The 12,365-nt window shown below is 61.1% G+C and carries 15 protein-coding genes; 1 reads left to right on the top strand and 14 read right to left on the bottom strand.

Annotated elements, in window-relative coordinates; genetic code table 11:
- Positions 1-3 precede the first annotated feature (3 nt).
- The 12 genes from rplN to rpsJ form a co-directional block, all read right to left on the bottom strand.
- A complete protein-coding gene (rplN, locus tag ACTAQJ_RS23345; RefSeq protein WP_003803789.1) occupies positions 4-372 on the bottom strand; it encodes a 50S ribosomal protein L14 in 369 nt (122 codons plus the stop codon).
- 354 nt (positions 373-726) lie between these two features.
- Positions 727-1,023: a 30S ribosomal protein S17 gene (rpsQ, locus tag ACTAQJ_RS23340; protein ID WP_142938371.1), complete on the bottom strand. Its 297-nt coding sequence runs from the start codon at positions 1,021-1,023 to the stop codon at positions 727-729.
- Positions 1,020-1,340: a 50S ribosomal protein L29 gene (rpmC, locus tag ACTAQJ_RS23335; RefSeq protein WP_275959788.1), complete on the bottom strand. Its 321-nt coding sequence runs from the start codon at positions 1,338-1,340 to the stop codon at positions 1,020-1,022. Before rpmC ends, rpsQ begins: the two co-directional genes overlap by 4 nt.
- 2 nt (positions 1,341-1,342) lie before the next feature.
- A complete protein-coding gene (gene rplP / locus ACTAQJ_RS23330; RefSeq protein ID WP_003803795.1) occupies positions 1,343-1,759 on the bottom strand; it encodes a 50S ribosomal protein L16 in 417 nt (138 codons plus the stop codon).
- Positions 1,760-2,581 carry a 30S ribosomal protein S3 gene (gene rpsC / locus ACTAQJ_RS23325; protein ID WP_216925088.1) on the bottom strand — a complete coding sequence of 274 codons (822 nt, stop codon included), beginning with the start codon at positions 2,579-2,581 and terminating at the stop codon, positions 1,760-1,762.
- Positions 2,582-2,947 carry a 50S ribosomal protein L22 gene (gene rplV / locus ACTAQJ_RS23320; protein WP_431115942.1) on the bottom strand — a complete coding sequence of 122 codons (366 nt, stop codon included), beginning with the start codon at positions 2,945-2,947 and terminating at the stop codon, positions 2,582-2,584.
- A 38-nt stretch (positions 2,948-2,985) separates the two neighbouring features.
- Positions 2,986-3,267 (bottom strand): 30S ribosomal protein S19, encoded by a 282-nt coding sequence (rpsS, locus tag ACTAQJ_RS23315; protein WP_011775591.1) that lies wholly within the window; start codon positions 3,265-3,267, stop codon positions 2,986-2,988.
- Positions 3,268-3,279: 12 nt separating this feature from the next.
- Positions 3,280-4,119: a 50S ribosomal protein L2 gene (rplB, locus tag ACTAQJ_RS23310; protein ID WP_011775592.1), complete on the bottom strand. Its 840-nt coding sequence runs from the start codon at positions 4,117-4,119 to the stop codon at positions 3,280-3,282.
- 30 nt (positions 4,120-4,149) lie between these two features.
- Entirely contained in the window at positions 4,150-4,455 is a 306-nt protein-coding gene (rplW, locus tag ACTAQJ_RS23305; protein WP_011775593.1) for a 50S ribosomal protein L23, read from the bottom strand.
- The gene (rplD, locus tag ACTAQJ_RS23300; RefSeq protein WP_216925087.1) at positions 4,452-5,069 is read right to left on the bottom strand and encodes a 50S ribosomal protein L4; all 618 of its coding nucleotides are present in this window, start codon (positions 5,067-5,069) and stop codon (positions 4,452-4,454) included. Before rplD ends, rplW begins: the two co-directional genes overlap by 4 nt.
- Positions 5,070-5,073: 4 nt before the next feature.
- Positions 5,074-5,724, bottom strand: a complete 651-nt coding sequence (gene rplC / locus ACTAQJ_RS23295; RefSeq protein WP_026539807.1) for a 50S ribosomal protein L3 — start codon at positions 5,722-5,724, stop codon at positions 5,074-5,076.
- A 17-nt stretch (positions 5,725-5,741) separates the two neighbouring features.
- The gene (gene rpsJ / locus ACTAQJ_RS23290; protein WP_424575242.1) at positions 5,742-6,071 is read right to left on the bottom strand and encodes a 30S ribosomal protein S10; all 330 of its coding nucleotides are present in this window, start codon (positions 6,069-6,071) and stop codon (positions 5,742-5,744) included.
- Between the two features lie 365 nt (positions 6,072-6,436).
- Between rpsJ and ACTAQJ_RS23285 the strand changes: the two genes are divergently transcribed.
- Positions 6,437-7,870 (top strand): GH1 family beta-glucosidase, encoded by a 1,434-nt coding sequence (locus tag ACTAQJ_RS23285; protein WP_498699759.1) that lies wholly within the window; start codon positions 6,437-6,439, stop codon positions 7,868-7,870.
- A gap of 26 nt (positions 7,871-7,896) precedes the next feature.
- Here ACTAQJ_RS23285 and ACTAQJ_RS23280 read toward each other — a convergent pair whose 3' ends face one another.
- A complete protein-coding gene (locus ACTAQJ_RS23280) occupies positions 7,897-8,022 on the bottom strand; it encodes a hypothetical protein (protein ID WP_263422265.1) in 126 nt (41 codons plus the stop codon).
- A gap of 25 nt (positions 8,023-8,047) precedes the next feature.
- The gene (locus tag ACTAQJ_RS23275) at positions 8,048-12,364 is read right to left on the bottom strand and encodes a hypothetical protein (RefSeq protein WP_498699757.1); all 4,317 of its coding nucleotides are present in this window, start codon (positions 12,362-12,364) and stop codon (positions 8,048-8,050) included.
- Position 12,365 lies beyond the last annotated feature (1 nt).

Genomic DNA, 12,365 nt, shown 5'->3' with positions numbered 1-12,365 from the left:
GGACTAAAGCACCTCCGGGGCCAGCGAAACGATCTTCATGAACTTCTTGTCGCGAAGTTCACGACCAACCGGGCCGAAGATACGGGTACCGCGGGGGTCACCGTCGTTCTTCAGGATCACAGCTGCGTTTTCGTCAAACTTGATGTAGGAACCATCCGCACGGCGGCGTTCCTTCTTGGTACGAACGATGACAGCCTTGACGACGTCACCCTTCTTTACGTTGCCGCCAGGGATAGCGTCCTTGACGGTAGCGACGATGACGTCGCCAATGCCTGCGTAGCGACGACCGGATCCACCGAGAACGCGAATGGTAAGGATTTCCTTAGCACCCGTGTTGTCGGCGACCTTGAGTCGCGACTCCTGCTGAATCAATTTTTACTCCTTGCGTCGCGCCGGTTCTCAGACCGAAATCATGCATACGGAATGAGCCTTGCGGAACGGTTGATCGGGGTGTCTCTTGACCTGCCTGGATTTTGCCAGAACAGGCCTAAACGCCCGTGCCACGAGCATCAGCTTCCCTTGCAGAAAACTCTGCGCGGGGCAGTATGCAGCGGCACGATTGTTTACGAGGTAGTCGATGACGCACAAATGGCGCCATACAAACTCAATATCCTAGCATGTTTCGCTGGTCTTTCCGAAACGTGCTGGGAACGCGGAAGGGCCCGCGTTCCTTGCAGAACGCGGACCCTTCCACTGAATCCCAACCGGGCAAGCCCGGCGTCGGATTTACTTGGCCTTTTCGAGGATCTCCACCAGGCGCCACCGCTTGGTAGCGGACAGCGGGCGGGTCTCAGAGATGAGAACGAGGTCGCCGATGCCGGCGGTGTTCTCTTCGTCGTGAGCCTTGACCTTCGAAGTGCGGCGAATAACCTTGCCGTACAGAGCGTGCTTCACGCGGTCTTCAACCTGAACAACGATGGTCTTTTCCATCTTGTCAGAGACAACGTAGCCGCGACGCGTCTTACGGTAACCGCGCTGTTCAGCGCTGGCTGCTGCTTCCGTCACAGTTTCCTTCTCGCTCACTTGGCGTCCTCTCCAGCTTCAGCTTCGGCTGTTTCAGCCTTGGCAGCCTTCTTGGACTTCTTTTCTTCCTTGGCTTCCACAACCGGTGCGGCAACCTCGGCACGAATGCCCAGCTCGCGCTCACGCAGAACGGTGTAGATGCGTGCGATGTCCTTCTTTACCGCACGCAGGCGACCGTGGTTCTCCAGCTGACCGGTGGCGGACTGGAAACGCAGGTTGAACAGCTCTTCCTTGGACTTGCGGAGTTCTTCAACGAGACGCTCGTTGTCGAAACCGTCCAGCTGTGCGGGTGCGAGATCCTTCGACCCTACTGCCATTTCTATTCACCACCTTCGCGACGCACAATGCGTGCCTTCAACGGGAGCTTGTGGATTGCCAGGCGCAGGGCCTCGCGAGCTACCTCTTCATTGACACCGGAGAGTTCGAAGAGAACCCGGCCCGGCTTGACGTTTGCGACCCACCATTCCGGAGAACCCTTACCGGAACCCATACGGGTTTCAGCAGGCTTCTTCGTCAGCGGACGGTCCGGGTAGATGTTGATCCAGACCTTACCGCCACGCTTGATGTGGCGGGTCATCGCGATACGGGCGGACTCGATCTGACGGTTCGTCACGTATGCCGGGCTCAGTGCCTGGATACCGTACTCACCGAAGCTGACCTTGGTGCCACCCGTTGCAGCGCCGGAACGACCCGGGTGGTGCTGCTTACGGTGCTTGACTCGACGTGGGATAAGCATTTAAGCCTCTCCTCCTTCTGCTGCCGGAGCAGCAGCTTCAGCGGCCGGAGCCTCTGCAGCAACCGGTGCTGCGTCAGCGGCCGGGCGGTCGTTACGACGACGGCGGTCGCCACCCGGGCGGCCCGGACGGTCTCCTGCGCGGCCACGGGACGGAGCAGCAGCTGCCTGCTGAGCCAGTTCCTTGGCGGTTACGTCACCCTTGTAGATCCAAACCTTCACACCGATGCGGCCGAAGGTGGTCTTGGCTTCGTAGAAGCCGTAGTCGATGTTCGCGCGGAGGGTGTGCAGGGGCACACGGCCTTCGCGGTAGAACTCCGAGCGGGACATTTCTGCGCCACCCAGACGACCCGAGCAAGCAACACGGATACCCTTGGCACCCGCACGCTGTGCGGACTGCATGGCCTTCTTCATCGCACGGCGGAAAGCCACGCGGGAAGTCAGCTGCTCAGCGATGCCCTGGGCAACAAGCTGTGCTTCCATCTCGGGGTTCTTGACCTCGAGGATGTTCAGCTGAACCTGCTTGCCAGTGAGCTTTTCGAGCTCGCCGCGGATGCGGTCTGCCTCGGCGCCACGGCGACCGATGACGATACCCGGGCGTGCCGTGTGGATATCCACGCGGACACGGTCACGGGTGCGCTCGATCTCAACCTTGGCGATGCCGGCGCGCTCCATGCCAGTGGACATGAGCTGACGGATCTTGATGTCCTCGCGGACGAAGTCCTTGTAGCGCTGTCCGGCCTTGTTGCTGTCAGCAAACCAGTGCGAAACGTGGTCGGTGGTGATGCCGAGTCGGAACCCGTGCGGGTTTACTTTCTGTCCCACTTAGCGAGCCTCCTCTTTCTCCGGGGTTGCGACGACCACGGTGATGTGGCTGGTCCGCTTCCTAATGCGGTAGGCGCGGCCTTGGGCACGCGGCTGGAACCGCTTCATGGTCGGGCCTTCATCAACGAATGCTTCGCTGACGAACAGGTCGCTGTCGTCGAATGCAACGCCGTCACGGTCCGCGAGGACACGTGCGTTGGCCATTGCCGACTGAAGTACCTTGAATACCGGCTCCGAAGCTGCCTGGGGGGCAAACTTCAGAATTGCCAGAGCCTCATTCGCTTGCTTACCACGAACAAGGTTGACGACGCGCCGGGCCTTCATAGGCGTTACGCGGATGTGACGCGCAATAGCCTTGGCTTCCATTGCTTTCCTTCTCTCGTCTAAGACGTAAAGTCAGGCGCCTAGCGGCGCTTGCCCTTACGGTCGTCCTTAACATGGCCGCGGAATGTCCGCGTGGGAGCGAATTCGCCGAGCTTGTGCCCGACCATCGACTCAGTGACAAACACCGGAATGTGCTTGCGTCCGTCGTGTACGGCGATCGTGTGCCCAAGCATGTCGGGGATGATCATCGAACGGCGGGACCAGGTCTTGATGACGTTCTTGGTGCCCTTATCGTTTTCCCGTGCGACCTTCACAAAGAGGTGCTGGTCAACGAAAGGACCTTTTTTCAGGCTGCGTGGCATGTGTCCAGGCTCCTATCGCTTGTTCTTGCCAGTACGGCGGCGACGAACAATAAGCTTGTCGCTCTCTTTGTTCGGACGGCGGGTACGGCCCTCGGGCTTGCCGTTCGGGTTAACCGGGTGACGTCCACCGGAAGTCTTACCTTCACCACCACCGTGCGGGTGGTCAACCGGGTTCATGGCTACACCACGGACGGTCGGGCGAACGCCCTTCCAGCGCATACGGCCGGCCTTGCCCCAGTTGATGTTCGACTGCTCGGCGTTGCCGACCTCGCCGACGGTTGCGCGGCAGCGCACGTCAACGTTGCGGATTTCGCCGGAGGGCAGACGCAGCTGGGCGAAGCGGCCTTCCTTGGCAACGAGCTGTACCGAAGCACCAGCGGAACGTGCCATCTTGGCGCCGCCACCCGGACGCAGTTCAACTGCGTGGATAACGGTACCAACCGGGATGTTGCGCAGCGGCAGGTTGTTGCCCGGCTTGATGTCAGCGTCAGGACCAGCCTCGACGAAGTCACCCTGGGACAGCTTGTTAGGAGCGATGATGTAACGCTTGGTGCCATCAACGTAGTGCAGGAGTGCGATTCGAGCCGTGCGGTTCGGGTCGTACTCGATTTCGGCAACGCGGGCGTTGATGCCGTCCTTGTCGTGACGACGGAAGTCGATCAGACGGTACTGGCGCTTGTGCCCACCACCCTTGTGACGGGTGGTGATCTTACCGGAGTTGTTACGGCCGCCAGTCTTGTGCAGCGGACGCAGCAACGACTTTTCCGGAGTCGATCGCGTGATTTCAGCAAAGTCGGCTACGCTCGAGCCACGACGGCCCGGGGTAGTCGGCTTGTATTTACGGATTCCCATAATTTATTTCCTCGTTAAAAGTGGTCTCCGCTACGCGAGCGGACCGCCGAAGATGTCGATTGTGCCTTCTTTGAGGGTGACAATTGCACGCTTGGTGCTCTTGCGCTGTCCCCAGCCGAATTTGGTGCGCTTGCGCTTACCGGCACGGTTGATGGTGTTGATCGAGTCAACTTTGACCGAGAAGATCTTCTCTACGGCCAATTTGATCTCGGTCTTGTTCGAGCGAGGGTCCACCAGGAAGGTGTACTTGCCTTCGTCGATCAGACCGTAGCTCTTTTCCGATACGACGGGTGCAAGCACGACGTCGCGCGGGTCCTTGATGGTGGTTACGCTCACTTGGAGGCCTCCTCGTTCTTAGCCTTGTCAGCGACGAACGCCTCGAAAGCAGCCTTGGTGAAGACCACGTCGTCGGAAACGAGAACGTCGTAGGTGTTCAGCTGGTCTGCGTACAGAACGTGAACATCTGCGAGGTTGCGCACGGAGAGTGCAGCGACGTCGTTGGCGCGCTCGATAACAACGAGCAGGTTCTTGCGCTCGGAGACTGCACGCAGCGAAGCCAGTGCTTCCTTGGCGGACGGCTTGGTGCCGGCTACCAGTTCAGCGATGACGTGGATGCGACCGTTGCGGGCGCGGTCAGACAGGGCGCCGCGGAGAGCAGCAGCCTTCATCTTCTTGGGGGTGCGCTGGCTGTAGTCACGAGGGGTCGGACCGTGGACAACGCCACCGCCGGTCATGTGAGGAGCACGGATGGAACCCTGACGGGCGCGGCCGGTGCCCTTCTGCTTGAACGGCTTGCGACCTGCACCGGAAACCTCGGCGCGGGTCTTCGTCTTGTGGGTACCCTGGCGGGCAGCAGCGAGCTGTGCGACGACGACCTGGTGCAGCAGCGGCACGTTGGTCTGGACGTCGAAGATCTCTGCAGGCAGGTCTACCTTGACAGTGCTAGTCATCTAACTAGGCTCCCTTCACGGCGGTGCGTACGAGTACGACCTGGCCGCGGGCACCGGGGACGGCACCCTTGATAAGGAGCAGCGACTTCTCAACGTCAACAGCGTGAACCGTGAGGTTCAGCGTCGTGTGACGCTCGGCGCCCATGCGGCCGGCCATTTTCAGGCCCTTGAAGACGCGGCTCGGGGTGGATGCGCCACCGATGGAGCCAGGCTTACGGTGGTTCTTGTGGGCACCGTGGGAAGCGCCAACGCCGTGGAAGCCGTGACGCTTCATAACACCGGCAAAGCCCTTACCCTTGGAGGTGCCGACGACGTCGATCTTCTGGCCGGCTTCGAAGATCTCAACAGAGAGCTCCTGGCCCAGCTCGTAGGATGCGGCGTCTGCGGTACGCAGTTCGACAACGTGGCGGCGAGGAGTTACGCCTGCCTTTTCAAAGTGACCAGCCAGCGGCTTGGTGACCTTGCGGGGGTCGATCTGGCCGTAGCCGATCTGGACGGCGACGTAGCCATCTACCTCTGCGTTGCGCAGCTGGGTGATGACGTTGGAGTCAGCCTGGACGACAGTTACCGGGATGAGCTTGTTGTTCTCGTCCCAGACCTGGGTCATGCCGAGCTTCGTGCCCAGCAGGCCCTTTACGTTACGGGTTGCGGTCATAGTCTCTCAGCACCTCCCTAGAGCTTGATTTCGATGTTCACGTCTGCAGGCAGGTCGAGACGCATAAGCGAGTCAACAGCCTTCGGCGTGGGGTCGATGATGTCGATCAGACGCTTGTGAGTACGCATTTCGAAGTGCTCACGGCTGTCCTTGTACTTGTGCGGAGAGCGGATAACGCAGTACACGTTCTTCTCCGTCGGAAGCGGCACCGGGCCGACTACCGTTGCGCCTGCGCGCGTGACCGTCTCAACGATCTTCCGCGCTGAAACATCAATGACCTCGTGGTCATATGACTTCAGCCGGATGCGGATTTTTTTGTCCCGCCATGTCGCCTGACTCTCTTTCAGCTAGTGCTGCTCTAGTTAGGGCTGCTCTGTTTACTTACCTGTTGGCGTGGCCGCCGAAGCGTTTGAGGTTTTACCACCACACGCCGCACAAGCTGAATCCGGATCATTCCGGGTTCCTCAACCTGCCGGCGCACCGACCCCCGCGGTCGGGCGTGTCGCGATTTTCACGCAAACTCGACCGCATTCCATGGGGTTCAGGGTTATGTTTGGGCTTCAGCCTGGACCCTGACACCCGGCATTATCCGGATCGGGACACGAAGAAGCGCTTGAACAACTCATCCAGTATGGCGGAAATAAAGGCCAAAGGCCAATCGGGGCCCGGTCGGGCATTGCCACAGCCGCCACGCGCTGTGGATGATAGTGGAATGACCGCCCAGGATACGGGTTCCGTGGAAGATCTGGCCGCGCGCCTACGTCCAGGGTTCACGCTGGGAGTGGCGGCCGCCGCCTTCCAGATTGAAGGTTCTGTAACCGCTGATGGGCGGGGACCTTCGGGCTGGGATGCATTCGCGCAGAAGCCGGGGGCAATCGTCGACGGCGACTCCCCCACCATAGCCTGCGATCACTACAACCGCGCCAACGAAGATATCACCCTGATGCAGGAACTCGGCATCGATTCGTACCGCTTCTCCCTTTCCTGGCCCAGGATCCAGCCCGGCGGCAAGGGCGGAATCAACCAGCGTGGGCTGGACTTTTACGATCGCCTGATCGACAAACTCCTTGCTGCCGGTATCTCGCCCATGGCAACCCTGTTCCATTGGGATACTCCTCTGGAACTTGAACACGCGGGCGGCTGGATGAATCGGGATACAGCGGAACGCTTTGCCGTCTATTGCAGCGCCGCAGCGGAGCGCTTTGGGGACCGCGTGGAGCACTGGGTCACCATGAACGAACCGGTTTCCGTCACGCTCCAGGGCTATGCCTTGGGCGTCCACGCACCCGGGCGCCAGTTGTTGTTCGATGCCTTGCCGGCCGCCCATCACCAACTGCTGGGTCATGGGTTGGCAGTGCGCGCCCTGCGTGAAGCCGGGGTGAAGGGGCAGATCGGCATCTCCAACATGCACTCCCCCGTCCGCCCAGCGAGCAACAGCCTCTCTGACCGCTTGATGGCCCAGTCCTTCGATCTGCTCCTCAATCGCATATATGCCGACGCTGTCCTGCTGGGTCAGTACCCCAGACCACCTTTGCCCATGAAACCCTGGTTCCGGTCATTGGGAACCATCAGGGATGGTGACCTTGAGCTGATCAGCCAGCCCCTGGACTTCTATGGACTCAATTACTACTACCCGATCAAGGTTGCTGCAGGGCGAGGACCGGCGGAGATCCCCACAGGCACCGCCGTCGAAATGACGAAAGTGCCATTCCACCTTGCCGCCTACCAGGAGTACGACACCACTGGATTCGGCTGGCCGGTGGCGCCGGAGCATTTGGCAGTACTGCTCCGCGAGATGAAGGACCGCTATGGCGACGCCCTTCCACCGGTCTATATCACCGAAGGAGGGGCCAGTTTCCCCGAGCCTTCGCACGTGGAGGGGCCTATACAGGACCATAACCGGATCAGTTACCTGGCGGAGCATCTTGGCCACGCGCTGACTGCTACAGGACCCGGCGGTATCGCCGAGGACGTCGAACTCCGCGGTTACTACGTGTGGACGCTACTGGACAATTTCGAGTGGGCGGCAGGCTACTCGCAACGCTTTGGCTTGGTCCATGTGGACTTCGACACCTTGGAGCGCACACCCAAAGACTCGTTTTACTGGTATCGGGCACTGGGGCGTGCACGCCACCGGGAACACTAACCCACGTGGGTTAACTGCCGATCTGGCTACTTGTTTTTGTTGGCGCGGTTGATGCGCTTGGCGCGCTCAATTTCATTGCGGAAGTACTTGCGACCCCACAGCACTCCGCCGCCGATCACTGCGATGATGGCAAGGAAAATCAGGAATTCCATGGTGCTCCTCTCATTGGGTTCAACGTTAGCGGATTCCATCCCGGCTGGATGCCGCTGAGGGTTCTGGTGTTGGATTGTTGCGCTCGGCTGCCGGCGGTTTTCGGTTCAGCCGCCATACTGCCAACACGATCAGGGCCAAGGCGACGAGTGCCAGCATCGCGAATGCGTAACTGCGCAGCGCCCACATGATGCTGGCTGCCACGCCCGCAGCGCCCCACCACACGAACATTCGCTCAGCCAGGAGGAGTCCGGCCACCAGGAGCACCACATGAGCCACGAGGACGTATATCTGCTGGGACGATGTTCCCACGAAACTTGTCCCCACAGCTGTCAAGGACAGCAGCCCTGCTGTGAGGGCAAGCCGCAATTGTCCGTCGGAACGTTGCCGGCCCATATAGCGCACCCCTGCCATAACCGCGCCGGCAACAACATACCATTGTGCCGCCCAGAACCATTCAGGCGAGCCGCCATCCACAAACAGCAGCGCCCGCTGGAACCCCGCGAGGGTTGCCAGGGCAGCGATTTCTCCGGCCAGCCACTTGCCGTTCGTGACCTCGATAACCACCAACACTCCGGAAACCAGGATCAGGACCGCCCCCACCAACGAGGTCTGGTCCCGTGCCAGGCCGGCGGCAGCAGCTATGACAAGCCCCGTAATCGAAGTTATCGCCAGGGCGTTGCGCCGCCAGGGTTGTGAGGCGATGAAGGGGCCGCCAAGTCTGCGGACCACATACATGGCTGCCCCGGTTCCAGCTGCGCCTAGCAACAATGGCAGGAAGGAATCCCAGGCAGTCAGCTCCCGGTCATTCAATAAACCGTCGACGGCGGTCACGGCACCAACCAGCGCGGCGGGCGCCGCAGCGGCATAGAGGGAGGGCATCCCCTCAAAGTGCGAGGCAGCGAACAGCACCAAAGCCAGAACCAGGACGGCAAAACCGCTGAGCGACAGTGACGTCGTCACAGCCAACAAGCCGCCGGTAGTGGTGAACGTGAGTGCCGAAATCAACCACAGCCACCGTTCGGCCACATCTGCGGCTGAACCCTCGCCAGTCACGACCGGCCCCGCGTTCACGGGCGGGAAAACTGCCCTTGCAACGACGGCAGCCACTGCAAGCGCCAGCAGCACCCATGGCACTTGATACTTATCCAGCAACGGCTGATACAGCCAGGTACCTGATGGGAAGCCCAAGGAGGGTCCCGCCGCGATCACTCCTGCCGTGAGTCCAGCGATCCCGAAGTACTGCGCTCCCCGGGCACCAAAAGTGCGCCACGCGATCACGGCCGCTACCGGCACGAATGCCAACTCGGCGAGGAACACCCAACGGCCACCGCCATCGTAATCTGCTGCGAGCAAGTAAGCCACTGGGAGAAGAAACTGTGCGCCTGGAATTGCCCAAACCAGTGCCTTCTGGAAGGGGTCGTCGCTGCGTCGCCTCTGGAGGAAGGACTGCACAAAGAACTGCACTGGCAACTGCAGGATGAGGATCAGCGCGACAGCGACAGATGTAGCCGCAGCCGACTCCGTGAAGTCGGCCACCACCATCGTGACCAAGGCCCCGGAGAGAATGCGCACAGCCAACAGGTATCCACCGCGGACCAGGCGCTGGCCGCTCACAGCAACCATGAAGCCGCTGTATGCCGTAAAGATGCCCAGCAGAAGTTCCAGATCCCTGACATTTCCAAGCCGGAGGGCGAGCAGCAGAACCATTGCCGCAGGAGCGAACAACCATCCCGGTTTGTGGGCTCGAAGCATCGTACTGATGGCCACGGCCGCCAGAGCCGTAATGGTGGCACCCGCACCTGGCTGCCAGCCCTCCCGGAGCCCGGGAGCCCCGTCCACGGTGAGGAACATACTGCACAGGACCATCCCGGCAAGCACCACTCCGGCGTCGATAATTGCAGGCCGCAGGGACTTCACAACATAACCCGCACGCAGCGGCAGGATTAGCTGCAGGGCAAGAATGACGATGACAATCAGGCCGACGGCAACCTCTTCACCGGCAATCTGGAAGCCGGCGTCCTTCGTTGCGTCGTAGTAGGCCGAGGCAGCCAACACGGTTCCCGCGGCGCGCGCCAACCACCAGTAGCTTTGCCTATGCAGGGAAGCACGCAACCGGAGGGCTGTGGCGCAGAAGTAGATGACAGCGGCCAGGAGAACCACGTTGGCCAGTGTCCGCGACACAGCAACCCCAGCCACGATGCCTGCCACCGTAGCGGCGGTCGGTGCCAGGAACTCCCCTGTTGTGAGACGCCACGTCAAGACGTCAGCGTCACCTGTGGGGCCGGACCTACTGCTGTCCCTACCCTGCGGGAACGTCAACCAGCCGGAGACCAAACCTGCGGCAACCACCACGCCCACAGCAACTGCCACAGTGGGCCGCCCGGGTGCGGCATCGAAAATGGGCAAAGCAAGGAGTCCTGCCATCGCCGCCCCACCGAACCCCGCTGTGGACGCGTGTCCTCCCACGGTGCGAACACCGTTGCCCTCAAGCAAGGCACTCACCAGCTGCTGCACGGCACACGCCGCCACGAAAGCGAACAAGGTGTAGGAAGACCTGTCCGGATGACCAGTGAAGACGCCCGCAGCCAAGGCCGTTACCGTTAGCGTAAGAGCGACCCGCCCAGCCAGGACGTAGACATGTCGAAGTGGCCCCGGCTTGATTCGTCCCAGTAGGAACCAATAGAGGGCCGCGACAGCGAGCAGCCCGGTCACGGGCCACGCACCCAGCAACCCAACGAACGGCGCTGCCACAACAAGTACGGCGGCGGGTGCGAACTCTGCCCCCTGGCCCAGCTTCCAGCCCAGCACCATGGCGGTCGGCATCGCGATGAACAGCGGCACAAACTCTGGCAGCTGGAAACTTCCCACGCCAAGCATGACCGTGAGCACAACCGCAGCAACAATTTGCAGCGCGAGGCACGAGACGGCGTCGTACCACCAACCTCGTGGAAGCAGGCGTTTTCCGCCGAACGCGACCCCAACCGCTTGGACCCCCAGGCAAATGATTCCAGCCAGGAGCACGTGGCTGGAATCCGCGGAGACATCCCACACAAGACCCAACACTGCCAGGGTGAAGGCGACTCGGGCGCCATAGAAATTGAGCAATCGGTGCTGGCGTGACTGCACTCGCTGGCCTGACTGCGCTTGCTGGCCTGACGGCACAAGCACCATCACGGCAAAGTACAGCCCGCACATCATCATGACCATGGGGTACTCCCCCTTGGCCAGGAAGTTGGGCGTCATGCTTACCGCGAGACCCACGAAAGGCACGACAAACGGATGCAGTACCACCAGAGGACGGATATAGAGCGGAGGGAGCCAACGGGGGCGAACCAGTGCAGCGAGCGTGAAGAGAATGGCAACGCCAATCAGCGCCGTAAAGTACCAGACCAAGGCCCCGCCAAGCACTGATACTCCGGACCACGCCGTGGAAACCACGAACGTGAGTGAGAGCACGGCCAGCACCTTGTTATCGAGGCGGAGCGCGGCGTAAACGTAGGCAGCAGTTCCCAGCAATGAAGTGACCAGCCAGGCCGTGGGGCCGTGATGGAGGGCAAAGTTGTACATGGCCAGGCCTGTAACCGGGATGAGGGCCAGCCCTGTTCCGGTAAAAGCTATGGCTGCCGGGCGAAGCCGCGGCACCCTTCGCTCGATGATGAGTCCTGAAGCATAGAACAAGATGGTGATGGCCCAAATAGCCACAAAACGAAGAACCCCAGGAAGGCTGGTTCCAACAAACAGGGCACCTGCGGCAACAAGCAACAGACTCGCGACGTACAGGGTGATGTTGATGTTTTGGCGGTCGCGCTTCTCCTTCCTCGCCGCTACAGTTTCCGGGCTCTCACGCGGGGGAAGCGTCGTCTGGAATTGCCGCTGTTGTGGCGAAGGAGCCACGTTTCGCTGGGGAACAGGCACGCGGCTGTACGACGGCGGCACACTGGGTGGCGCAGATGTCCGCACGGTCTGCTGAAATACAGGATTTACGATCGGAGGCTGGAACGGCATTGGCTGCCGTACAGCAGATGGTTGCTGTACCGCTGGCGGTTGCTGTACCGCCGGCGGTTGCTGCACTGCCGGCGGTTGCTGCACTGCCGGCGGTTGCTGTACAGTCGCCGGCTGCTGCCGCACTGCAGGCCCCTGGCTTTGACCGCGCGCGTCCTCCCAACCTGCCAGATGGCCGGCGAGATACCCAGCACGGTAGGGGGCGGCGTCGTCGATTCTGGCAGTCGGCGTCGAACGAGCACCTTCCCGCCGGCCCCGCACCAAGCCCAGTGCGTAGCCAATGACACCAATAGCGGCCAAAAGCATCAGCACAAGGCCTGTCGTCAAGAATCCCAGCATG

Source organism: Arthrobacter sp. alpha11c (assembly GCF_054149985.1).
Note: the sequence above shows the minus strand (reverse complement) of the source record. Positions and strands in the feature narration are given on the sequence as shown.